This window comes from Methylococcus sp. S1M (assembly GCF_051295855.1).
GTDB lineage: Bacteria > Pseudomonadota > Gammaproteobacteria > Methylococcales > Methylococcaceae > Methylococcus > Methylococcus capsulatus.
This window is the reverse complement of record NZ_JBPDXO010000004.1, coordinates 67564-89840: the sequence shown is the minus strand read 5'-3', so window position 1 is coordinate 89840 and position 22277 is coordinate 67564. Positions and strand designations below refer to the sequence as shown.

Sequence of the window (22277 nt, the reverse complement as noted above, 5' to 3'; positions counted from 1 at the left end):
AAGACTCAAGGCGCGGCGGCGATGACGTCGCTGATGCGCGATATCTTCAAGGCGTTGGTGCCACCGGTGCGGCCGGTCAAATCACCTTTGGTCATGATGACCAGGTCGTCCATCTTCACCAGATTGCGTTTAAGGAATTCTTCGGCGATCGCCCGGTTCAGCACGTGGTGATCCGAGATGGCGCGCTCGTTGAAAAAAATCGGATAGACCCCCCGGAACAGCGTCACCCGCCGACACACCGCCTCATGCGGCGTGAGGGCGAAGATCGGGATGCCGGAACTGATGCGCGACATCCACAGGGGCGTCGACCCCGATTCCGTCAAGGCACCGATGGCCCGAACCGGCAGGTGGTTAGCGATATACATCGCCGACATGGCGATGGCCTCGTCGATGCGGTGGAATTTCTCGTCCATGCGGTGGCTCGATTGGCGCGTCCGCGGGTATTTTTCCGCTTCCTTGCAAACCCGCACCATCGCCGCCACGGTACGGTCCGGAAACTTCCCCGTGGCGGTTTCGGCGGACAGCATCACGGCATCGGTGCCGTCGATCACGGCGTTGGCCACGTCCGAGACCTCGGCCCGCGTCGGCAAAGGATTCTCGATCATCGACTCCATCATCTGGGTGGCCGTGATGACGACCTTGTTGCGGCTGCGTGCCAAGCGGATCAGCCTCTTCTGCTCATGCGGCAGACGGGCGTCGCCGATCTCCACGCCCAGGTCGCCGCGCGCCACCATGATGGCGTCGGAAGCGTCGATGATCCCTTCGATCACACCGTCCTTGATGGCTTCCGCACGCTCGACCTTGGCCACCAGCCCCATGTGACTGCCGGCCCGGTGCAACAGTTCGCGGGCTTCCAGCATGTCTTCCTTCGAACGCGGAAAGGAAATCGCCAGATAGTCGGCCCCGATCTCCACGGCAGTCTTCAGATCCGCCTTGTCCTTTTCGGTCAGGGCCGGCGCCGAGAGACCGCCGCCGAGCTTGTTGATGCCTTTGTGGTTGGACAGCACGCCGCCGACGGTGACGACGCATCTGACGCGGGTTCCTTCGACCGATTTGACCTTGAGCTCGATCAGACCGTCGTTGAGCAGCAAGGTGTCGCCCGCTTCGACGTCCGTCGGAAGCGCCTCATAGGCGCAGCCGACCTGGGTTTCATCGCCCTGATCCGGCGGAAAGGCGGTGTCCAGGTCGAAAGGCTGGCCTTCCTCCAGCACGACCTGGCGGTCGCCCTTGAAGCGGGCGATGCGGATCTTGGGCCCCTGCAGATCGGCCAGGATGGCCACATAACGCTGCATGCGCCGGCTGATTTCCCGCACCCGCTCGGCGCGGATGCGGTGTTCCTCCGCCGTACCATGGGAGAAATTCAGCCGGACCACGTCGGCCCCGGCTTTCAGGATTCTCTCGAGCATCTCCGGAGACTCGGAAGCCGGCCCCAGCGTGGCGATGATCTTGGTACGGCGAATTCCCCTCGTCATCGGGCGTTCATCAGGGCGACCGTGGTGTCCAGCATGCGGTTGCTGAAACCCCACTCGTTGTCGTACCAGCTCAGCACCTTCACCAGGTTGCCGACCACCTTGGTCTGGGTCGAGTCGAAATTGGAGGAAGTCGTCGTATGATTGAAATCGCTCGAGACCAGCGGCTGGTCGTTGTAGCCGAGGATACCCTTCAGCACGCTTTCGGAAGCGGCCTTGAGGATGGCGTTGATCTCGTCCTTGTCGGTTTCCCGGGCCGCGATGAAGGTCAGGTCCACGACCGATACATTGGCGGTCGGCACCCGGATGGCGAAACCGGACAGTTTGCCGTCCAGCTCCGGCAGCACCAGCCCCACGGCCTGCGCCGCGCCGGTCTTGGTCGGGATCATGTTCAGCGCCGCCGCCCGTGCCCGGTACAGATCCTTGTGATAAACGTCGGTGAGCACCTGGTCGTTGGTGTAGGAATGCACGGTGGTCATGAGGCCGGACACGATCCCGATTTTTCCCAGCAGCGGCTTGACCAGCGGCGCCAGGCAGTTGGTGGTGCAGGATGCATTCGAGATGACGGTGTGGGCGGCTTTCAGCGTATGCTCATTGACCCCGTAGACGATGGTCGCGTCGCACTCGTTCTTGTCGGCCGGGGCCGAAATGATCACCTTCTTGGCGCCGGCATCGAGATGCGGCTGGCATTTGGCCTTGGTGCGGAACACCCCGGTGCACTCATGCACGACGTCCACGCCCAAAGCCCCCCAGGGCAGCTTGGAAGGATCCTTCTCGGAAAAAACCCTGATGCGGTCGCCGTTGACGATGATTTCGCCCTCGCCGACCTCCACGGTCCCCCGGAACGGCCCGTGCACGGTGTCATGGCGGGTGAGATGGGCGTTGATCTGGGCATCCCCCAGGTCATTGATGGCGACGATCTCCACATCCTTGCGCCCGGTTTCGTAAATCGCCCGCAGGATGTTGCGGCCGATGCGCCCATATCCATTGATTGCAATCTTAATCGTCATTGCCCTGCTCCAGAAATGCTGAAATAAAGTGAGGATGGGGTCATGCGCGAGAGCCCTCGCACCCTTGGCGACCGGCGGAGTGGGGTGGGGAGAGCAGTCGAGGCCGTCCCGGCCGGACGCCTGCGGGCCTTCGGCGAGGGAGAATCGGGCATTCTCCGGGGAATCTGTCAATACAAAGCGCGGCCAATATAGCAAAGCGCCGCGCCGAGCGTCCAGTTCTTGCCCTTCGCGCACCAAGGCTGATAGCTTAAACCGGGAACCAGCAAGCGACGCCATCCACATGCAGGAAACCTTCCATCGTTCGCGCGAACTCCGACGCGAGGCACGCCTGCTCGGCGCCGCAACCTACAACCTCAGCCGGGTACTGCTCGGCCGCCGGCGCCCCGACCCACTGTTCGTCCCCATTCGCAACATGCTCTATCTGGCGGTGGCCGACGACCTCGAGATCGTGTTCGTCGACGGCGCCGGTCCCCGCCACATCCAGATGGCCTGGCAAGCGTTCCGTCCCGGCCGTCGGAGCAGCCTGGACGCTCCGGTGCCCTTCGAGGTGGTGTACTACACGGCCGAGTCGCTCCAAGTCCTCCCGCGCCTGCAGAGTGAATTCCAGCGCGCGCTGGCCCACCTGAAAAGCCGGGACGACCGGGGACGGCGGAGTGCGGAAGTCGTGCCCCTGGCCATCCACCGCTGATTTCCCCGGCCCGCTTCTTCCGCCGACCGCCATGTCCCGCCCCCCAGCCGCGCTGCCTGCCGCCGCCCTGAATACCGTCATTTCGCCGGACGACCTCCCCTTCGACTCGACCGCCGAACTGGAGCCGCTCGACCACATCCTGGGCCAGCAGCGGGCGCAGGAGGCCATCGACGTCGGCCTGGCCATGCGCCGCCCCGGCTACAATCTCTATGTCATGGGCGATCCAGGCACCGGCCGCCTGTCGCTGGTGAAACGGCTGCTGGAACGCCGGGCTGCCGGACAGCCCGCCCCCAATGACTGGCTGTACCTCAACCGGTTCGACAATCCGCGGGAACCGGTCGCCATTTCCCTTCCCGCCGGCATGGCTCGCCGCTTCGCCGCCGACGTCGAGACCTTCGTCGACAGTCTGCTGGCAACCTTTCCGGCAGCGTTCGACAACCCGGCCTACCAGCGCCGCCGGACGGCGATCGACCGGGAGTTTTCCCGACGCTTCGATGAAGCCGTGGAAGCGGTGGGCAGGAAGGCGGAGCAACGGGGCATCCTGCTGTTCCGCGACGGCGACGACATCTCCTTCGCGCCGAGGGGAGACGGTGCACCGCTCGACGAAGCGGCTTTCGCCGCCCTCCCGGAAGCAAAGAAGGCGCAGTTCCACGCCCAGGTACGGGAACTCGAGGACGACCTGCACGAAGCACTGCTGGAACTCCCCCAGTGGAAACGGGAGGCCTCTGAATCCCTGCGGGCGTTGAACCGGGAGACCATCGAGCAGGCGGCGGCGCCCTTGCTGGCGCGCCTGAGCGCGCCCTACGCCGGCTGCGCGGCCCTCCTCGCCCATATCTCCGTCCTGGGCGAGCACCTGGACCGCACCGTGACGGAATACCTGCTCGACGACCGCGGCCAGGATCCGCGTGAGGAGGCGATCCGCCGCAACCGGTTGCTGGACCGCTATGCCCCTTGCGTCCTCGTCAGCCACGACCCGGAGGGCGGAACGCCGGTGCTGTTCGCGCCCAACCCGAGCTATCCCAACCTGTTCGGCCGGATCGAACCGCCTGGCGAGCAGGACGCCTCACACGCCCACGCACGGCTGATTTTTCCCGGCCTCCTGCATCAGGCCAACGGTGGCTGTCTGATCGTGGAAGCCGAACAACTGGTCGGAGACGCGGAAGCCTGGCCGGCACTCAAGCGGGCGTTCAAGAGTGGCCAGCTCCGCATCGAACCGCGCCCGGCCGATGCGGCCGGCGGGACGCGGGCGCAGACCCTACTGCCAGCCCCGATTCCGCTCGAAGTCAAACTGGCCCTGGTGGGTACGCGGGATTTGTATTACCTGCTGGAAACGGCCGATCCCGATTTCAAGGAGCTGTTCCGGCTCCCCGTGGACTTCGACGATCACTTTCCCCTCACCCCGGCGTCGATGCTGGACTTCGCTCGTCTCATCAAGAGCCAGGCGGCGCAAGCTGGTCACGCGGACGTTTCCGCCTGCGGCATCGCCGCTTTGCTGGAATACGGCGCCCGTCTGGCCGAGCACCAGAACCGGCTGTCGGCGCGGATGGGTGACGTCTGCGAAGTCCTGGCCGAAGCCGATCTGGAGCGGCGCCGGGAAGCCGCCGTCACCGTCCGGGCCGAACATGTGCGTCGCGCTCTGGCGGCGCGTGAACGGCGTCTGGACCGGCTGAACCAGGAACTGCTCGATGACGTGATGGAAGGCGTCCTGCTCATCGCGACCGAGGGCGAGAAGGTCGGCTGCGTCAACGGGCTGACCGTACTGGAAGCGGGCGAAACCTGCTTCGCCACGCCGGCCCGCATCACCGCCACGGTCTCCCCCGGCGAACGCGGCGTGGTGGACATCGAACGCGAGGCCGAGCTGGGCCAGGCCATCCATTCCAAGGGCGTACTGATCCTCTCCGGCTGTCTCGCCTTCCGCTATGCGCGCGACTTCCCGCTCGCGCTCTCGGCTCATCTCGCCATCGAACAGTCTTACGGCTACATCGACGGCGACAGCGCATCATTGGGTGAGTTCTGCGCCCTGGTGTCGGCGCTGACGGGCATCCCGATCCGGCAGACCCTGGCGGTCACCGGCTCGATGAATCAGCACGGCGAAGTGCAGGCGGTGGGCGGCGTCAACGAGAAGATCGAGGGCTTTTTCCGGCTTTGCCGGGCGCGCGGCTTCACCGGCGACCAGGGCGTCATCATTCCGACCGCCAACGTCCGTAATCTGATGCTCAAGGCCGAGGTGGCCGACGCCGTGAGCGAAGGAAAGTTCGCGGTGTACGCGGTTCACACCGTGGACGAAGCCCTCGAACTGATGACCGGCAAGGCGGCGCGCACCGTGAACCGGCTGGCGGTTTCCCGCCTCAAAGCCTTTGCCGACTGTTCGGAAAAGAAAACCTGAAACATCGTCAGGCCGCCTGCCTCGCCTCGCCGATGTGGGCCAACGCGTCAGGCAGTACCACTTCCATCGATACCGGCAGATGGTCGGAGCAGGCGAAGTCGATCACTTCCAGCCGGTTGACGCGCAGCGAGGGCGTCACCAGGATGTGGTCGAGCATCTTGTGCGGCCGCCAGCTCGGAAAAGTCTTCAGACGGCAGACCGGGTCGTTCAGGTGGGTCGCATCCAGCAGCAGGTCGAGTTCCGGGGTATTCGGCTCGCAGTTGAGGTCACCCATCATCACCACGTAAGGCAGATGGCCGATGAGATCGCTGATGAAGCGCAACTGTTTGAGGCGCGCCCGGCGGCTCAAGGCCAGATGCGCCACGCAGACGTAGAGTGCATTGCGGGGATCACGGCCGAAACGGGCCAGCAGGGCACCGCGCCCCGGCATACCCGGCAGCGGGTAGTCGTGAACGAAGTCGGGACGGATCCGGCTGAGCAGGCCGTTGCTGTGCAGCGCCAGCCGGCCGATCCGGCGGTTGACCTGATTGTGCCAGTAGGCGAAACCCGCATGCTCGGCCAGGTACTGGGTCTGGACGATGTTGTGGCTGCGCATTCCGCCCCCGTCCACCTCCTGCAGGCCGGCGATGTCGAACGGCTCGAGAAGCTGGGCGATGCGGTTCAGGTTAGGGAGGCGCTTGGTCGATGGCCACACGTGCCTCCAGCCTCCCGTGATGTAATCGCGGTAGCTGGAAGTGGAAATTCCGGTCTGGATATTGAAGCTGGCCAGACGGAGCACGACCGGCGCCGTATCCGCGTTCGCCGGTCTGGGAAGCGCCTCCCCGACACGTTCCCGGACTGCCAGAGCCCCCCCCATGGACATCCCCCTTATTTCGCCGGCTTGCCGCTTTCTTTGGCGATCAGGTAGTTGGTGATGGCGATCATGTTGGGGTAGGACTTGGCAAGCGAACCGGACACGCGGTACTTGCCGTTCACCACCAGCGTCGGCGTGCCGCTGATGCCGTAACGCGCCCCCATGCCCTCGGCCTGGCGCATCTTGGCGTCCACTGCGAACGACTTGTAGGCCTTCTGGAATGCATCCTTGGTGACGCCGTGTTCGGTAAAGAATTTGGCCTGCTCGTCTTCGCTGGCCAGCGCCAGTTTCTTGACCTGAATGGCCTCATAGAACTGCGGATGCAGCTTGTCCAGGACGCCCAATGCTTCCGCCGTGTAGAACATCTTGGCGTGCGCCGCCCAGCGCTCGTTGAAAACCGCCGGCTGGCGGATGAATACCACGTTGTCCGGCTTGGTCTTCAGCCAGGCGTTCAAGTCCGGCTCGAAGTGATAGCAATGCGGACAACCGTACCAGAAGAATTCGAGGACTTCGACCTTGGAAGGATCCGTGGTCGGCTGCGGCGGATTGATCACCTCGTAGTCCTTGCCCGCGGTGTACTCTTGGGTTTCCGCGGGCGCGGGAGCCGCGGACAGCAGTGAGGAAAACAGCGCCAGAAACGCCACTCCCAGACCGGTGCGCAACATGTGGATGCCTGTATTCACGAATCCTCCTCTGAATCGGGCCGCCCCGCGGCCCGAAGCCCATACGATCGAAAAAGCCCGAAAAGGCCCGGCGATGCCGACCTTCGCTGTCATTTCAGAACCGAAACGAAATCCGAAACCGCGCCGATATCCTCATCGCTCAGTTTTCCCGCGATGTCGCGCATCATCTGGTTCCGATCGTTATGCCGCTCGCCGGTCTTGAACTCGCGCAAGGCCTTGGCGACATAGGCCGAGTACTGGCCGCGCACGGCGGGAAAACCGGCTTCTCCATTGCCCTCGCCATGCGGCCCATGGCACGCTGAACAGGCGGGAATGCCCTTCCCCAGGTCGCCGCTACGGTAGAGGCGTTCGCCGGCTGAATAGTCGCCCTCCTCCTCTTCGATGTGCACGGCGCCCTTGGCGAACCAGGCGCTGAGGTCGGCGATGTCCTCGTCGCTCAGCGGCTCGGCAATGGCCGCCATGGTCGATTCGCCCCGGCTCTGGGATCTGAACTCCTGCAACTGCTTGGTCAGATAGGCGGCATGCTGACCGGCAAGCTTGGGAAAAATCGGCGCATTGCTGTTGCCGTCCTCGCCGTGGCAGCCCGAACAGGTCTCGGCCTTCTTCCTGCCCGCGGCGGGATTTCCCTCCGCGTGCGCCCAGGATCCCGCCCCCAGCGCCAGCACGCCGAAACCGAACGCCAGCGCCTTGATCGTCATTGTTTTCATCAGCGAATTATCTCAAAAAATGGCGGGCCATGATCGGCCGGCCGCACTCATGACAAAACAGGCGCATCAAATAGGGATCGCCCCGAAAAGTCAACACCGTGCCCCATCATGGCAACCGCAGTGTAGAATGGCCCGATTACGATCGTCCTCTCCCTCGTGAAAATCCCTCCCGTATCCATACGCTACCTGCGCAGCATCCTCGAATTGAAGGACGCCCCGCCGGATCAGGGCTGCGAAGTCGCGTTCGCGGGCCGATCCAACGCCGGCAAGTCCAGTGCAATCAACACCCTGGCCAATGTCGGCGGGCTGGCCCGGGTCAGCAAGACGCCGGGACGAACCCGGATGATCAACTTCTTCTCCATCGACGACGGGCGGCGGCTGGTCGATCTGCCCGGTTACGGCTACGCCAAGGTGCCCGGCGAAATCCACCGGCGCTGGGAAGCGGCGCTGGAGCAGTATCTGCGCTACCGGCAGTCGCTGCGTGGCGTGTTCCTGCTGATGGACGTCCGCCACCCGTTCACCGAGATGGACGAAGTCATGATCGAATGGTGCGCCCACCGGGGCATCGCCCTGCACGTCGCGCTGACCAAGAGCGACAAACTGAGCCGGGGCGCGGCGATGAATGCCCGGCTCATGGCGAAAACCCGCCTTGCGGGCTACGGTTCGCCGGATTTCAGCGTTCAGCTTTTTTCCTCGCTCAAGAAGAGCGGCACCGAGGAGGCATGGGAAGTGTTGGGTCGATGGCTCGACCTGCCGAGGGAGGACCAAGAAAAAACCCCCGGAGCTTAAGAGGGGGGACACTCCGGAGGGCGTGATGACCCGGCCAGGGGGAGCCGGGGTTGCATAGGCTACTCACAAGGGAGACGATGAGTAGAGTTCGCGTCGAATCCAGACGACTTGCTTGTATTGATCACGGCGAAGCGAAAAAGTTCACTCCGTTCCAGTCACCAGGACCCGCCCCATGCCGGGAGCGAGTTCGAACTCGAACTGCACCGGAACGTAATCCAGCCGCCACTCCGGTGAAAGGTCGCGCAACGGTGTCCTTCCCTGAACGTACTGGTAAATGTCGTCGACACGAAAGCACTGACGGTTCCAGGGATCCTTGTTGAACACCAGCAACGCCTCCTCCCCAGGCTTCCGCCCGGCCTTCCACATCAGCAGGATCGCCGGATTCGGGTACGGCAGGGGCTGCGTGACGCTGTCCTCCTGGAACACCGGACAGCGGGCCTTGACCTCATTGACCGCCCGGATGAAACCGGTGAGATCGCAGGCCGGCGGCTCCCAGTCCTCGGGCCGGGTTGCGACCACGTGCAGCGGCCGCCGGAATCCGAATTCGTAGCCGACCGGCATCATCACCCCGCCGGAGAACAGAGCGGTGAACAGGTATCGCTGCTTCAAGACGTCCACGTTGCCGTGCGCCTCCTCCATGAGCCTGGGCGTGTCGTGGCTCTCGGGAAAACCGATCGAAAGCGCGACCTCACGGGTGAGCTGGTACTGTTCCAGCAGCCAGGGACTGGAGAAATCCCACCACTTGGAGCTGTTGAAAATGGCATCGAAACCGGCCTGGGCGGTCCGCCGCGTCTGGTCCGGGGAGCACCCCAGGGTCTCGGCGACGAACACGGTATCCGGCCATTCCCGCTTGATCTCCCGGATCAGGTACTCCCAGACTTCCGGCGGCAATTGGTAAGCCGCATCGCAACGGAACCCGTTGAAGCCCAGCCGGCACAGGAAGCGCACGATTTCGAGGCAATAGGCCACCAACGCCTCACGCTCGGCCCCCGCCCGAAAATCGAACTGGGCCAAATCCTCCCACACCACCCGGTGGCCGTCCTGGTTGCAGGAGGGATGGGCGATTCGTCCGTTCTCCCTGACGAACCACTCCGGGTGGGCGCCGAGCAGGGGCGAGTCGTAGGCGCAGTGATTGATGACCAGGTCCACCATCACCCTCATGCCGAGCCCGTTCGCGGCCCGGACCATTGCCTGCACCTGCTGTTCCCCGGAAGGCTGCGCCTCGAGAAAAGCCGGATCGATGCCGAAATAGTCCTTGATCGAATACAGGCTGCCCGAACGGCCGGTCTGCTGGATCGGGTTGATGAATATCCAGTCGAAACCCATGGCCGCGGCCCGTTCGAAATGCGGCGTCCATCGGCTGAAGCGACCCGCCAGCCGGGGAAAGAGATTGTAAATCCTCATGGCCGGCTATTTGTCCCGGATATAGTGGTAAATGTTGAGATAGTCCTGCCCCGGATGGTTCCAGGAATAGTCGTAGCGCATGGCATTCTTCATCAGCTCGCGGAAGTGGTCCGGATACTGATAGTAGCAGGCGATCGCCCGGCCCAGCGCCGATTCCAGTCCGCGCTCATCGTAATCGCGGAATACGTAACCGTTGCGCTCATGCAACGGGCGGTGCGAGAAATCCTTGTCGATCACGGTATCCGCCAGACCGCCGATTTCGCGCACCACCGGAATGGTGCCATAGCGCATGGCGATCAGCTGGGTCAGTCCGCAGGGCTCAAAGCGACTGGGCACCACCATCACGTCCGAGCCAGCATAGACCAGATGCGCCAGCTCTTCGTTGTAGCCGATTTCCAGGTGGCAGTCCGGATTGTCGTTGAACTGCCGCTTCAGGCTCCAGAAATAGCCGTTGATCGCCCCGTCGGGACTGGAGCCGAGCAGGACGAACTGGCCGCCTTGCCCTAGCGTATAGAACAAGGCGTGGCGGATCAGCTCGATGCCCTTCTGCGGGTCGAGCCGGCCGACGAAGGACACGATGGGTTTCTCGTTGTCGGCGAGCAGCAGCCGGTCGCGCAGCGCCTTCTTGTCGGCATATTTGCCTTCGATCGTGTCCACACTGAAGTGCACGGGGATGTGCGGGTCGATCTCCGGATTCCAGACGTCGTAGTCGATGCCATTCACCACCCCGCCGTACTTCATGTGATGGATGTGCAGGGTCGGCTCGAGTCCGAAACCCTGGCCCTGATCCTTGGCCTCCATCGCATAGCGCGGCGAAACCGTGGTCACGAAATTGGCATAGACGATGCCGCCCTTCATCAGATTGATGGCGTGGGGATTATGGTTGTCGCGAAGGCGGTCATAGTGGAAATAGTATTCCGGCCGGTCGAGTCCGGAGGCGTGCAGCACCTGCGCCCCGGTGACGCCCTGATGCTTGAAATTGTGGATGGTGAAGCAGACCCGGGGATGCCTCATCCCCATCGGCTGATAGATTTCGTACAGATAGACCGGCACCAGTGCCGTCTGCCAATCATGGCAATGAATGATGTCGGGGTTCTTGCCGGCCTTCCAGAGGAACTCCATCGCCGCCCGCGAAAAGAACGCGAAACGGAAAATGTCGTCATGGAAGCCGTACACCGCACCGCGGTTGAAGAAATTGTCCTGGGAGTGCGGCTCGATGAAAAAGCACTTGCGCCCGTGGACGAAGCCGAAATAGACAGAGCAGTGGATGGCTCCGCCGTACCAGGGCACCCACAGGTCATCGAAGGTGCGCTGCAGACCCCAGATTTGGTCGTAGCGCATGCAGTCGTACTTGGGCAAAATGATTTCGACGTGATTGCCGCGGATCTCCAGCTCCCGCCCGAGCCCGAACACCACATCCGCCAGCCCGCCGACCTTCGCCACCGGCGCCAATTCCGGCGTGACATGGACCACGAACAGGGCGGGCCGGTGCTGGATGTGAGGCGGGGGCGACGGCTCCGGCGCAACCTCGGCCCGGCTTTCCGGCATCTCCGCGGCAACCGGAGGCGACCATTCGGGCGCATGGGGGAGTTCGGGCGAATCGTCGCCGGCCGCATCCGCCTCACTCGGGGGAAGCGGGATTCCGGTTTCCACGACAGGGGGTTCGAGAGGGCCGTCCGCGACCGTTCCCGTCGCTTCCGATACCTCCGCCGCCTCCGGGACCGTTTCCTCGGGCGCCGGTGTACCGGCTCCTGCCGGCGGCGGTGATGGAACGGTGGCGGCGCCGCCTTCCGGCGAAGCGCCCCCGCTGCCGGCATCTGCCTTGTCGCCCGCCGCGGCATCGGTAGCGGCGGCCCGCGGCTCCGGCTCGGCCGGTCGCTCCGGCACCGGCGGCGGACCCGGGACCGGCCTGCCTACCTGTGGGGGTGCTTTCGTCGCCCCGGACTGGGGGGCTCCTGGCGCTTTGGGTTTGCGAGCCATGTGGTCCTCCGGATGGCCTCTGTAGAATTCACTCGGGCAGACGTGGGTCCAGTACCGCCGACACCTACCTCGACCGCTGGTCGACTGTGCATAATACGCTGCCCTCCGCCGAACCTTCACCGGGTTCCTGGAGTACCCGGGCGAATGGACAGTCAACCAAGGAAACACACCATGCCCTCTCGCAAGCTCACCGTCGTCCTGACTTGGTCCGCCGTCGCGCTGCTCGGCGCCTCCGCACTGGGAGGAATCGCGCTAAACCGCGGTGAGTCGGTCAACAGCCTCTGGTTCGTGACCGCGGCGGTCTGCGTCTACGCCCTGGGTTATAGATTCTACAGTGCCTTTGTTGCAACCCGCGTGCTGCTGCTGGACGCCGGCCGCGCCACACCCGCCGAACGCTTCAACGACGGCCGCGACTTCGTACCCACCCACCGGTGGGTCGTGTTCGGCCACCACTTCGCCGCGATCGCCGGCCCCGGGCCGCTGATCGGCCCGACCCTGGCGGCCCAGTTCGGCTATCTGCCCGGCACGCTTTGGATACTGATCGGCGCTGTGTTCGGCGGCTGCGTGCAGGACTTCGTGGTGCTGGTGTGCTCTATCCGCCGCGACGGCCGTTCGCTCGGCCAGATGGCCCGCGACGAGTTGGGCCCCATCGGCGGCTCGGCGGCGCTCGTCGGTGTGATGGCGATCATGATCATCCTGATCGCGGTGCTCGGCCTGGTCGTGGTCAACGCCATGAAGCACAGCCCCTGGGCGACTTCGACGGTGGCGGCGACGATTCCCATCGCGGTGCTGATCGGCCTGTACATGCGCGAGATCCGCCCCGGCCGGGTGATCGAGGCGACGCTGATCGGCGTCACCCTGCTGATCATCTCGGTCGCCGGCGGCGGCTGGATCGACCACCATCCGGCCCTGCGCACCTGGTTCGACTACGACGCCCCCACCCTGGCGCTGATGATCATCGCCTACGGTTTCGCCGCTGCCGTATTGCCGGTGTGGCTGCTGCTGGCGCCGCGCGACTACCTCTCTACCTTCATGAAACTGGGCACCATCACGGCCCTGGCCGTCGCCATCCTGATCCTGCATCCCGACATCAGGATGCCGGCGCTCACCGCCTTCATCGACGGCACCGGGCCGATCTTCGGCGGCAAGCTGTTTCCGTTCGTGTTCATCACCATCGCCTGCGGCGCGATCTCCGGTTTCCACGCCCTGATCTCCTCCGGCACCACGCCCAAGCTGCTGGCCAACGAGGCCGACGCCCGCTTCATCGGCTATGGGGCGATGATGATGGAATCCTCCGTGGCCATCATGGCCATGATCGCGGCGACCGTGCTCGACCCCGGCGTCTATTTCGCCATCAACAGCCCGGTCGGCGTGGTCGGCAAGGAAGCCGCCGACGCGGTGGCGACGATCTCGTCCTGGGGTTTCCCGGTCGACGTCGGGCAAATGGCGGCCCTGGCACGGGAGATGGGCGAGGCGAGCCTGTTCGCCCGCACCGGCGGCGCTCCCTCGCTGGCCGTGGGCATGGCATCCTTGTTCGCCAGCGCGTTCGGCGACGGCCTGCTGGCGCTGTGGTACCACTTCGCCATCATGTTCGAGGCACTGTTCATCCTGACGACGCTGGACGCCGGCACCCGCGTCGCCCGCTTCATGCTGCAGGATATGCTGGGCAACTGGCATCCCGTGCTGGGACGGACCGGCTGGTATCCCGGCGTACTGTTCTCCTCGGCGCTGGTCGTCGCCGGCTGGGGCTATTTCCTGTACATGGGCACCATCGACCCGCTGGGCGGCATCAACAGCCTGTGGCCGCTGTTCGGCATCGCCAACCAGATGCTGGCCGCCATCGCCCTGTGCGTCGCCACCACCATCCTGGTCAAGACCGGCAAGGCTTCCTACGCCTGGATCACCGCCCTGCCGCTGTCCTGGCTGATCGTGGTCACCAGCAGCGCGGCCTGGGAAAAACTGTTCAGCCCCGAACTGCGCGTGGGCTTCCTGGCGCATGCCCGCGACCTGGGCGACAAGCTGGCGGCCGGCCTGCTTTCGGCGGACCAAGCCGCCAAGGCGCCGCAGCTGATCTTCAACGACTATCTGGATGCCACCCTGACCGCGGTTTTCATGGGGCTGAGCTGGATCCTGGCGGCGGACACGATGAGGGTCTGCTACTGCGTGCTCGCCGGGCGCCCGCATCCGCCCAGCAGCGAGTCGCCCCGCATCCCGAGCCGGCTGACGGAAAACTGGGTCAGAGACTGACCGGGCACGGTACGTGCTTGGCGCCCAGCATGGGATATGCAAGCTCACGGTAACGATGACTCGAATCCGCTCGAATAAATTCCGCCTCGTCTTTTCCCTGTTTCTGCTGATGGCCGCGGTGTTCGCCTCCGCCTCTGCCCAGGAACCGGCGGGCGAGAAGCCGCTGGCCGCCCAGGTCAAGGACTGGCAGGCGTTGCTCGACCGCTACGAGAAAACCCTCGCCAAAGGTGAGGTGGATGACGACCGGCTGGTCGAAATCCGGGCCGAACTGGCTTCCCTACGCCTGGAAGTCCGTTCAGCCGCCGATCTGGCCCGGCCCCTCGTGCAATCCGCCCGAGACGAGCTGGCGGCGCTCGGACCGCCGCCAGGCGAGGGGGAACCACCGGAGGCTGCGGGCATCGCCGCCAAGCGCAAAGCCATTGCCGAACGCCTGGCGAACATGGAAGGCAGCCTGAAAGAAGCCGACCTGGTCATTACCCGCGCCGAAGGCATGACCCAACGGCTCCAAGCCCTGCGACGCACGCGCTTCACCGAACGGGTGCTGAGCCGCGGTCCCTCACCGCTCTCCCCCGCCGTATGGCGCAAGGGAATTCAGGAAATGGCGGAAGGCGCCGCGTCGCTGCGCCAGGACTTCGCAGCATGGCTGACCGGCGAAGGCGCAGCCGCCCAACTCGGCCAAATGCGCTGGCGATTGCCTCTGGCGGTCCTGACGGCCGTGGTCATCGCCTGGCCGCTGCGACTCTGGTTCGTCCGGCGCTTCGGCTACGTCGAGCTTACCGCCGAACCGAGCTATGGTCAGCGGCTCCGCACCGCCCTGGTCACCGGCGTCATCCGCACACTGATCCCCTCGGTGGCCGTCCTGGCGCTCTATCTGGGATTCACTGCCGGCGATCTGGTGTCGGACCGCGTTCAGCGCATCATCGAACCGTTGGCGGCGATGCTGGTGACGTTCTTCTTCGTCGTGGCTTTCTGCCGGGCGGCACTGGCGCCCGGCGAACCGCTGTGGCGGCTGGTCGCACTCGGTGACCCCGGCGCCAAGGTCATCGCCCGCATCGTTACGGCCATGACGGCGGTATTCGCCATCGATGCCGTCGTCAACGTCTGGGGCGAGCGGTTCGAGTGGTCCGTGGAACTCATGGCCTTGCACAACTTCGTGACCGGCCTGTCGATCGCACTGCTGCTGCTGGTGCTCCTGCGGCGGCGGATTTGGGAATCCGAACTCGGCACCGCGCGCTGGCCAGGTCTGCGCTACGCGCTGACTCTGCTCGTCTATGCCATTCCGATCGCCGCTTTGCCGGGTTACGTGGTGCTGTCGCGCCTGCTCGCCATCCAGCTCGTGCTGTCGATCGGGCTCTACGTGTTGGTCACCGTGCTGACCAAGATCGGCGACGAGTTCGTCAACCATACGCTGAGCGAACACGCCGTCGTCGGCAGGCATCTGCGCAGCAATCTGGAAGTCTCGCCCGAAGGCATCGATGCCCTGAATTTGTGGCTCACCGGGCTGGTCCGGCTGGGCATCGGCCTGGCTGGCATCTTGGCGCTGTTGGTTTTGTGGGGGGCAGGCGGCAGCGACCTCAGCAGCTGGCTGTACGAAGCGGTATTCGGTTTCAAGATCGGGAACATCACCGTGTCCCTGGCCGACCTGGCATTCGGCCTGCTCCTGTTCGGGGGAACGCTGATTCTGACCCGCTTTGTCCAGCGGACCCTGGAACACCGCATCCTGCCCCGCACCCGCATCGATCCGGGCGTGCAGCACAGCATCCGCACTGCCGTCGGCTACCTGGGATTCACCCTGGCCCTGATCACTCTGGTCTCGGCAGCCGGCTTCGATCTGTCGCAGCTTGCCATCATTGCCGGCGCGCTGTCGGTCGGCATCGGCCTGGGCCTTCAGAACGTGGTCAACAATTTCGTGTCCGGCCTGATCCTGCTAGCCGAGCGGCCGGTCAAGGTGGGCGACTGGATCGTGGTGGGGGAGATTCAGGGCTATGTGAAGAAGATCAGCGTACGCGCCACCGAAGTGCTCACCTTCGACAGCGCCTCGGTATTCATCCCCAACTCCGAGCTCATCGCCCACCCGGTCACGAACCGTACCTATGCCGACAAGGTAGGGCGGATCGTGGTCCCGGTGAGCTTCACCTACGGCACCGACGCGCGGAAGGTCTGCGAAACCTTGATGCGGGTCGCCGCGGCCCACCCCAAAGTGCTGCGTCAACCCGGTCCTTCCGTGTTCTTCAAGGAGTTCGGGTCGAGTTCCATGAACTTCGAAGTCGTCGCCTTCGTCGCCGACGTCGATACCATGAAGTCGGTGACCAGTGAACTCTGCATCGAGATCGACGCCGCCTGCCGCCGCGAGGGCCTGTCCATGCCCTATCCGCAGCGCGACGTGCACCTGGACTTCGACCCGGAGCAATTGTCCTGGCTGCTGGCCAGGCTGGGTGCGCCGCCGCTCAGCCCGGACGCCCCCGGAGCGCCTCGGTCAAATGGGGTCTGATGGCTTCCAGCATGCACTCATGCAGACGCGGACTGGCGGTCAGTACATTGCCGCTCTCCATGTAGCCGTCGCCGCCGGCGAGATCGGTGACGATCCCGCCGGCTTCCTTGATCAGCAGGACGCCGGCCGCGATATCCCATTTCTGCAGTCCCAGTTCCCAGAAACCGTCGAGACGGCCAGCCGCCACGTAGGCGAGATCCAGCGCCGCCGAACCGGCCCGGCGGATGCCAGCGGTGTCACGGATCAACGCCTTCAGCATGCCCAGATAGGCGTCGAGATGGGTCTGATCCTTGAAAGGAATGCCCGTGCCGAGCAAGGCGCCGGTCAGACCGTTCAACTTGGTCACCCGGATGCGCCGGTTGTTCAGGGTGGCGCCGCCGCCACGTTTGGCGGTGAAGAGATCCTGCCGCATGGGATCGTAAATCACCCCGGCTTCAGGAACGCCGCGGTACAGCAAAGCGATGGAGACGGCGAACTGGGGGAAGCCATGCAGGAAGTTGGTGGTACCGTCGAGCGGATCGATGACCCAGACGTATTCGTTGCCCACGCCGCCCTGCCAGCCGCCTTCCTCGCCCAGGAAGACATGGCCGGGATAGGCTTTGCGCAGAATCTGCAGGATTTCCTGCTCGGCCTGGCGGTCCACTTCGCTGACGAAATCGTTCCGGCTCTTGGGCGAGATCTTCAGCGTATCGACCCGGTCGACGTAGCGGACGATCAAATCGCCGGCGGCGCGCGCCGCGCGAATGGCGATGTTCAGCATGGGATCCATAGCGAGCTGCCCTAGTTCTGTCGAAAAGCCCGATAGCCTACCAAAATTCTGATACCATTTTCCGTTCTCCCAGGCAGCCCGAGCGCAAAAACTCGACCGTGCTCTCCGATATCCGCATCGTACTGGTCGAAACCACCCATCCCGGCAACATCGGCGGCGTCGCCCGCGCCATGAAAAACATGGGCCTGAGCGATCTGGCCCTGGTTTCGCCGAAAATCTTCCCCAGCGAACAGGCCACCGCCCGCGCCTCCGGTGCCGACGACCTGCTGGCGGCCGCTCGGCTGTTCGGTTCGCTGAAAGACGCCATCGCAGACTGCCAGCTCGTCATCGGCGCCAGCGCACGCCTCAGAACCATCGCCTGGCCGGAACTCGACCCCAGAACGGCCGCGGCGGAGATCGCCGGCCTGCCGGAGGGAACCCGCAGCGCCATCGTGTTCGGGCGCGAGCATTCGGGGCTCACCAACGGGGAACTGGAGCAGTGCCACTTCCTCCTGCACATCGCTTCCAACCCGGAATTCAGTTCGCTCAATCTCGCCTGTGCGGTCCAGGTCGTCGCCTACGAGCTCTACCTCGCCGCCGGCCAGGGCGGTTCCGGCCGTCGCAGCCCCCCCCTTGCGGACGGCGAACAGATGGCCTCGTTCTTCGACCATCTGGAACGGACACTGTATGACATAAGATTCCTGCACGCGCGCAGGTCATCCCCCTCCATCATGCGCAGGCTGCGCCGCATCTTCAACAGTGCGCGGATCGAAGCCCAGGAGATCCATTTGCTGCGCGGCATCCTGACCGCCGCCCAGCTCAGCGCCGCCGGCGCCGGAACCCCCCATGCTAAAGAAAATTAGAGAAGAGTTCGGTTGCATATTCGCCCGGGACCCCGCGGCCCAGTCGTTTTTCGAGATACTGACCGTCTATCCCGGCGTCCACGCCGTGCTGATCCACCGCTTCAGCCACTGGCTCTGGAACCACGGCCTGCACTGGCCCGCGAGGGTTCTGTCCTATCTCGCGCGCTGGGCGACCGGCATCGAGATCCACCCCGGAGCGACGCTGGGCCGGAGGCTGTTCATCGACCATGGCATGGGCGTCGTCATCGGAGAGACCGCGGTAATCGGGGACGATTGCACGCTATACCACGGCGTGACCCTGGGCGGCACCAGCTGGCAGAAGGGCAAACGCCATCCGACGCTGGGCAACGGCGTGGTGGTCGGCGCCGGCGCCAAGGTACTCGGCCCCATCACGGTGGGCGACGGCGCCCGCATCGGCTCCAATTCGGTCGTACTGCGCACCGTCCCCGCGGGCGCCACGGTGGTCGGCATTCCGGGCCACATCATCAATCCGGACCGCAGGGCCCAGGAAGCGCAGCGCCTGGCCATCGCCAGCAGACTCGGCTTCGACGCCTACGGCATGACGCCGGACATGCCGGACCCGGTCGCCCACGCCATCAATCACATGCTCGACCATATCCAGGCATTGGACCAGCAAGTCGCGAAGCTCAAGGAAGCGCTGCGGGAACGAGGAATCGACCTGGAAGAAGCCCCTCTGCCCGATCTGGACGACTGCCAACTCGACCCCGGCGAGCCGCAGGTGACCGTCAACAGTTCCCGCACGGGCTGAGCTTGTGCCCCTCGGCGCTCCAGACCTGCAAGCCCTTCTCCAGATGGTAGACACGCTCGTAGCCCAGCTCCTGCGTGAGCATCTTCCCGACCATGGCGGTGCGGTTGCCTGAACGGCAGACCAGCACCACCGGCCGGGCGACATCGGGAGCGATGGCCTTGAACCGCCGCAACCAGTCGGCCGCATCGTAAGCCCCTTTGGAATCGAAGAACGTCAACGGCTTGCTTCCTTCGATCAGGCCTGTCTTGCGCCACTCCTCGGGCGTCCGGACATCCACCACCGGCACGCCTTGGACTTTCAGCGTCTCCAATTCATCGGGGGTGATACCGATGAGCTCACCGCCGAGAACCGGGGCGGCCGGTAACGTTAGCGCCAAGATTGCGGCTCGCAGCCATTTGCTCATGTTTGCCTCTAGGGTTTTCAAGGGTCTCTGGCCGAATCAGTTCGGCAGAAGCGAATCACGAATTCCTGTTCTTCCAAGCTGTGGACAAAATGCATTTTTGCGGACCGGCCGGGCGAACGACCCGTTGAGGCCGGCACCCGCCACACGCCAGGAAACGATGCCTATGATCGCCCACAACCATGCGCCAGGAAAACACATCATGCTGTTCCAAAGGGATTTTCTGCTCGATCGATGCCGGTCCATACCCGCCCGACGCCAGGAAATCAAGGTCTTGACGGGCACAGAAGCCGATGCCGACCCAGCCTATGATATCCACAGAATCTGTGGATAACCTTGTGAGCCATTTGTCGGTGACCAACTGCAGCGCGGACTGTTCAACCCGTCCGGCGATTTGCGAAAATCTCGATCAAGCCTCTGTCACACAGCCTTGTCTGAACCCTTTCGATGTCCGACTCCCCTTTTGATTTCGACCGCGACGTCATCGAGACCAGCTTCACCATCCCGGTGCTGGTGGATTTCTGGGCGCCCTGGTGCGCGCCCTGCCGCGCCCTCACACCCGTGCTGGAAGCCGTCGCCGGGCGGCTGGCCGGCCGCTTCGAACTGGTCAAGGTGAACACCGAGGAACACCCCGAGATCGCCCGGCGGTACGGCGTGCGCGGGATTCCGAACGTCAAGCTTTTCGTCGACGGTACCGTGGCCGACGAATTCACCGGCACCTTGCCCGAATCGGCCTTGGAAGACTGGCTGCAGCGCGCATTGCCCAATCCTTACCAGGCTCGGTTGGAACAGGCCGAGGCACTGATCAGCGCCGGCCGGGCGGCAGAAGCCGAACCGGTGCTGCGCCAGATCCTTGCGGCCGAGCCGGCCTATGACCCGGCCGCCGTGCTGCTGGCCCGAGCGCTCCTCGACACCGACCCGGACCAGGCACTGGAAACGCTCAAGCCCATCGGACCGGACTCCGATCAGAGTGAAGCCGCCGAAGCCCTGCGCACCCTGGCCCGGCTGTTCGGCCTGCTGGAACACCCGGAACGGCTGGCCGAAGCCCCGGCCAAATCGGCCTACCTGGACGCGATCCGGAAGATTCGGGAAGAACGTTACGAGCCGGCACTGGCTCAGTTGATCGAACTCGTGCGCAAGGCCCGTGACTACGACGAAGGGGGTGCCCGCAAAGCCTGTGTCGCCATTTTCCGGCTGCTGGGCAATGGTCATGAACTCACCCGCCGCTACCGGGGCCAGCTTTCCAACGCCCTCTATGTCTAGGTTCGGGACCGGATTCATGACCACCGTGATGCTGATGAGTGCCGCGGTCACGGCAGCCCCGTTGCAGCCCCCCGTGGAAACCGGTCCGTTCCGGCCGCCGGAACTGGTAGAGGTCACGCGGCTCGATCCCACGATCCAGCTGGACGTGCGGTATGCCACCTCCAACAACTTCGTCCACAAGCCGGTTTACACCGAACCCCGGGTCTTCCTGCAACGGCCGGCGGCCGAAGCCGTGGTCAGAGTCAACGCCCGGCTAAAACCGCTGGGCTATGGCTTGATCCTGTTTGATGGCTATCGCCCCTGGTCGGTGACACGGACATTCTGGGAGTCGACCAGCGGCAGCCAGCGGATGTTCGTGGCCGACCCCCGCGAAGGCTCGCGTCACAATCGCGGCTGTGCCGTCGACTTGAGCCTCTACGATCTGGAAACCGGGCAGGCGGTGAACATGCCGTCCGATTACGACGAGATGACCGAGCGCGCGTACCCCACCTATGAAGGCGGTGCGGCGGCAGCCCGCGAACACCGCGACCGGCTGCGTGCCGCCATGGAAGCCGAAGGCTTCAGCGTTCATCCGCGGGAATGGTGGCATTATGACTATGCCTTGTGGCGGGAATATGCCATCCTCGACGTACCGTTTTCCGCCCTCGGGCACTGAACATTCCTAGCGCCCTGCCGCCCGAGCCCAGCGGGGGACCGAACCCGATGCGGCCGCGGCCGGGCGCCGACCATCACTCGAACCGACCCAGGGGACAGCCATGTTTCCGTTGCGTGACATCAACCCGGCCCTGCACCGCCCCATCGCCGTCATGCTGATCCTGCTGGTCAACGCCGGCGCCTGGACACTGGTGCAGGGATTCGGACAGGATCTGCCGCTGGCTCGATCGCTTTGCGAGTACGCGCTCATTCCCGGAGAATTGCTCGGGCTGGCGCCGGTCGGCACCGTGATCCCGGTCAGCCCGAATTTCGCCTGTCAGCTCGAAGGCGATGCATCGGCTTGGACCCTGGTCACCCATATGTTCCTGCACGGCGGCTGGTTCCACATCATCGGCAACATGTGGTTTCTGTGGGTGTTCGGCGACAACGTGGAAGACGCGATGGGACCGCTGCGCTTCGTCGCCTTTTATGTGCTGTGTGGCCTGGCGGCGGCGGCAGCGCAGATCGCCTCCGACCCGGGCGCCGCCGTGCCGATGGTTGGCGCTTCCGGCGCCATCGGCGGCGTCATGGGCGCCTACGCCCGCCTCTACCCCCGCACCCAGGTCATCACGCTGATCTTCCTGGGCTTCTACTGGACTACCGTCGCCATCCCGGCCTTCGCCATGCTCGGCTACTGGTTTTTCATCCAGCTCATCAGCGGCCTGCCCGCCCTCGGTAGCACCAGCGGCGGGGTGGCGTTCTGGGCCCATGTCGGCGGTTTCCTGGCCGGCGTCCTTCTAATCGGACCCATGCACCGACCGGATTATCTCATCCGGCGGGCTCAGCAGATGGAACGCAGATTTTTCGACTCAAGGCATTTCTGAAACCCTTGGG

The 22277-nt window shown here is 64.4% G+C and carries 19 protein-coding genes; 10 read left to right on the top strand and 9 right to left on the bottom strand.

The window, feature by feature from the left end:
* Positions 1-5 precede the first annotated feature (5 nt).
* Positions 6-1472 carry a pyruvate kinase gene (pyk, locus tag ACSHWJ_RS08865; protein WP_010961811.1) on the bottom strand — a complete coding sequence of 489 codons (1467 nt, stop codon included), beginning with the start codon at positions 1470-1472 and terminating at the stop codon, positions 6-8.
* Positions 1469-2479: a type I glyceraldehyde-3-phosphate dehydrogenase gene (gene gap / locus ACSHWJ_RS08860; RefSeq protein WP_218798274.1), complete on the bottom strand. Its 1011-nt coding sequence runs from the start codon at positions 2477-2479 to the stop codon at positions 1469-1471. The genes pyk and gap overlap by 4 nt, the downstream gene beginning before the upstream one ends.
* A gap of 280 nt (positions 2480-2759) precedes the next feature.
* Between gap and ACSHWJ_RS08855 the strand changes: the two genes are divergently transcribed.
* Complete coding sequence (locus ACSHWJ_RS08855; RefSeq protein WP_218798275.1) at positions 2760-3167, top strand: hypothetical protein; 408 nt, start codon at positions 2760-2762, stop codon at positions 3165-3167.
* Between the two features lie 31 nt (positions 3168-3198).
* Entirely contained in the window at positions 3199-5553 is a 2355-nt protein-coding gene (locus ACSHWJ_RS08850; RefSeq protein ID WP_010961814.1) for a Lon protease family protein, read from the top strand.
* Positions 5554-5560: 7 nt separating this feature from the next.
* Here the strand turns inward: ACSHWJ_RS08850 and ACSHWJ_RS08845 are convergent, their stop codons facing one another.
* The 3 genes from ACSHWJ_RS08845 to ACSHWJ_RS08835 form a co-directional block, all read right to left on the bottom strand.
* Positions 5561-6409 (bottom strand): endonuclease/exonuclease/phosphatase family protein, encoded by an 849-nt coding sequence (locus tag ACSHWJ_RS08845; RefSeq protein ID WP_010961815.1) that lies wholly within the window; start codon positions 6407-6409, stop codon positions 5561-5563.
* Between the two features lie 11 nt (positions 6410-6420).
* The gene (locus ACSHWJ_RS08840; RefSeq protein WP_228370204.1) at positions 6421-7089 is read right to left on the bottom strand and encodes a thiol:disulfide interchange protein DsbA/DsbL; all 669 of its coding nucleotides are present in this window, start codon (positions 7087-7089) and stop codon (positions 6421-6423) included.
* Positions 7090-7178: 89 nt separating this feature from the next.
* On the bottom strand, positions 7179-7796 hold the full coding sequence (locus ACSHWJ_RS08835; RefSeq protein WP_228370205.1) for a c-type cytochrome: 618 nt from the start codon (positions 7794-7796) through the stop codon (positions 7179-7181).
* A gap of 156 nt (positions 7797-7952) precedes the next feature.
* Here ACSHWJ_RS08835 and yihA point away from each other — a divergent pair, with 156 nt between their 5' ends.
* Entirely contained in the window at positions 7953-8585 is a 633-nt protein-coding gene (gene yihA, locus ACSHWJ_RS08830) for a ribosome biogenesis GTP-binding protein YihA/YsxC (RefSeq protein ID WP_218798276.1), read from the top strand.
* Between the two features lie 141 nt (positions 8586-8726).
* Here yihA and ACSHWJ_RS08825 read toward each other — a convergent pair whose 3' ends face one another.
* Positions 8727-9989 carry an alpha-amylase family glycosyl hydrolase gene (locus tag ACSHWJ_RS08825; RefSeq protein ID WP_017366246.1) on the bottom strand — a complete coding sequence of 421 codons (1263 nt, stop codon included), beginning with the start codon at positions 9987-9989 and terminating at the stop codon, positions 8727-8729.
* Positions 9990-9995: 6 nt separating this feature from the next.
* Positions 9996-11969, bottom strand: coding sequence for a glycogen synthase GlgA (glgA, locus tag ACSHWJ_RS08820; protein ID WP_256996544.1), 1974 nt, complete (start codon positions 11967-11969; stop codon positions 9996-9998).
* Positions 11970-12140: 171 nt separating this feature from the next.
* Between glgA and ACSHWJ_RS08815 the strand changes: the two genes are divergently transcribed.
* Positions 12141-14216 carry a carbon starvation CstA family protein gene (locus tag ACSHWJ_RS08815; RefSeq protein WP_218798278.1) on the top strand — a complete coding sequence of 692 codons (2076 nt, stop codon included), beginning with the start codon at positions 12141-12143 and terminating at the stop codon, positions 14214-14216.
* 55 nt (positions 14217-14271) lie between these two features.
* The gene (locus ACSHWJ_RS08810) at positions 14272-16707 is read left to right on the top strand and encodes a DUF3772 domain-containing protein (protein WP_256996545.1); all 2436 of its coding nucleotides are present in this window, start codon (positions 14272-14274) and stop codon (positions 16705-16707) included.
* Here ACSHWJ_RS08810 and ACSHWJ_RS08805 read toward each other — a convergent pair.
* Complete coding sequence (locus tag ACSHWJ_RS08805; protein WP_017364249.1) at positions 16664-17476, bottom strand: inositol monophosphatase family protein; 813 nt, start codon at positions 17474-17476, stop codon at positions 16664-16666. The two genes, ACSHWJ_RS08810 and ACSHWJ_RS08805, sit on opposite strands and share 44 nt — an antisense overlap.
* A 98-nt stretch (positions 17477-17574) precedes the next feature.
* Between ACSHWJ_RS08805 and ACSHWJ_RS08800 the strand changes: the two genes are divergently transcribed.
* Together ACSHWJ_RS08800 and cysE are read left to right on the top strand one after the other, a co-directional pair.
* Positions 17575-18318: an RNA methyltransferase gene (locus tag ACSHWJ_RS08800; RefSeq protein WP_218798279.1), complete on the top strand. Its 744-nt coding sequence runs from the start codon at positions 17575-17577 to the stop codon at positions 18316-18318.
* Complete coding sequence (gene cysE / locus ACSHWJ_RS08795) at positions 18302-19087, top strand: serine O-acetyltransferase (RefSeq protein WP_218798280.1); 786 nt, start codon at positions 18302-18304, stop codon at positions 19085-19087. The genes ACSHWJ_RS08800 and cysE overlap by 17 nt, the downstream gene beginning before the upstream one ends.
* Here cysE and ACSHWJ_RS08790 read toward each other — a convergent pair.
* A complete protein-coding gene (locus ACSHWJ_RS08790) occupies positions 19065-19490 on the bottom strand; it encodes a rhodanese-like domain-containing protein (RefSeq protein WP_010961826.1) in 426 nt (141 codons plus the stop codon). The two genes, cysE and ACSHWJ_RS08790, sit on opposite strands and share 23 nt — an antisense overlap.
* A 444-nt stretch (positions 19491-19934) precedes the next feature.
* Here ACSHWJ_RS08790 and ACSHWJ_RS08785 point away from each other — a divergent pair, with 444 nt between their 5' ends.
* The 3 genes from ACSHWJ_RS08785 to ACSHWJ_RS08775 all read left to right on the top strand — a co-directional run bounded on the left by ACSHWJ_RS08785 (position 19935) and on the right by ACSHWJ_RS08775 (position 22267).
* Positions 19935-20750, top strand: coding sequence for a tetratricopeptide repeat protein (locus ACSHWJ_RS08785; RefSeq protein WP_282213200.1), 816 nt, complete (start codon positions 19935-19937; stop codon positions 20748-20750).
* Positions 20751-20766: 16 nt separating this feature from the next.
* Positions 20767-21405 (top strand): M15 family metallopeptidase, encoded by a 639-nt coding sequence (locus ACSHWJ_RS08780; RefSeq protein WP_218800572.1) that lies wholly within the window; start codon positions 20767-20769, stop codon positions 21403-21405.
* A 100-nt stretch (positions 21406-21505) separates the two neighbouring features.
* The gene (locus ACSHWJ_RS08775) at positions 21506-22267 is read left to right on the top strand and encodes a rhomboid family intramembrane serine protease (protein ID WP_282213199.1); all 762 of its coding nucleotides are present in this window, start codon (positions 21506-21508) and stop codon (positions 22265-22267) included.
* Positions 22268-22277: the final 10 nt, after the last annotated feature.

Bases quoted from the DNA above. Each gene is read 5' to 3' on its own strand.
- pyk (WP_010961811.1), bottom strand. From the start codon at position 1,472: ATGACGAGGGGAATTCGCCGTACCAAGATCATCGCCACGCTGGGGCCG.
- gap (WP_218798274.1), bottom strand. From the start codon at position 2,479: ATGACGATTAAGATTGCAATCAATGGATATGGGCGCATCGGCCGCAAC.
- ACSHWJ_RS08855 (WP_218798275.1), top strand. From the start codon at position 2,760: ATGCAGGAAACCTTCCATCGTTCGCGCGAACTCCGACGCGAGGCACGC.
- ACSHWJ_RS08850 (WP_010961814.1), top strand. From the start codon at position 3,199: ATGTCCCGCCCCCCAGCCGCGCTGCCTGCCGCCGCCCTGAATACCGTC.
- ACSHWJ_RS08845 (WP_010961815.1), bottom strand. From the start codon at position 6,409: ATGGGGGGGGCTCTGGCAGTCCGGGAACGTGTCGGGGAGGCGCTTCCC.
- ACSHWJ_RS08835 (WP_228370205.1), bottom strand. From the start codon at position 7,796: ATGAAAACAATGACGATCAAGGCGCTGGCGTTCGGTTTCGGCGTGCTG.
- ACSHWJ_RS08825 (WP_017366246.1), bottom strand. From the start codon at position 9,989: ATGAGGATTTACAATCTCTTTCCCCGGCTGGCGGGTCGCTTCAGCCGA.
- glgA (WP_256996544.1), bottom strand. From the start codon at position 11,969: ATGGCTCGCAAACCCAAAGCGCCAGGAGCCCCCCAGTCCGGGGCGACG.
- ACSHWJ_RS08815 (WP_218798278.1), top strand. From the start codon at position 12,141: ATGCCCTCTCGCAAGCTCACCGTCGTCCTGACTTGGTCCGCCGTCGCG.
- ACSHWJ_RS08810 (WP_256996545.1), top strand. From the start codon at position 14,272: ATGACTCGAATCCGCTCGAATAAATTCCGCCTCGTCTTTTCCCTGTTT.
- ACSHWJ_RS08805 (WP_017364249.1), bottom strand. From the start codon at position 17,476: ATGGATCCCATGCTGAACATCGCCATTCGCGCGGCGCGCGCCGCCGGC.
- cysE (WP_218798280.1), top strand. From the start codon at position 18,302: ATGCTAAAGAAAATTAGAGAAGAGTTCGGTTGCATATTCGCCCGGGAC.
- ACSHWJ_RS08790 (WP_010961826.1), bottom strand. From the start codon at position 19,490: ATGAGCAAATGGCTGCGAGCCGCAATCTTGGCGCTAACGTTACCGGCC.
- ACSHWJ_RS08785 (WP_282213200.1), top strand. From the start codon at position 19,935: ATGTCCGACTCCCCTTTTGATTTCGACCGCGACGTCATCGAGACCAGC.
- ACSHWJ_RS08780 (WP_218800572.1), top strand. From the start codon at position 20,767: ATGACCACCGTGATGCTGATGAGTGCCGCGGTCACGGCAGCCCCGTTG.
- ACSHWJ_RS08775 (WP_282213199.1), top strand. From the start codon at position 21,506: ATGTTTCCGTTGCGTGACATCAACCCGGCCCTGCACCGCCCCATCGCC.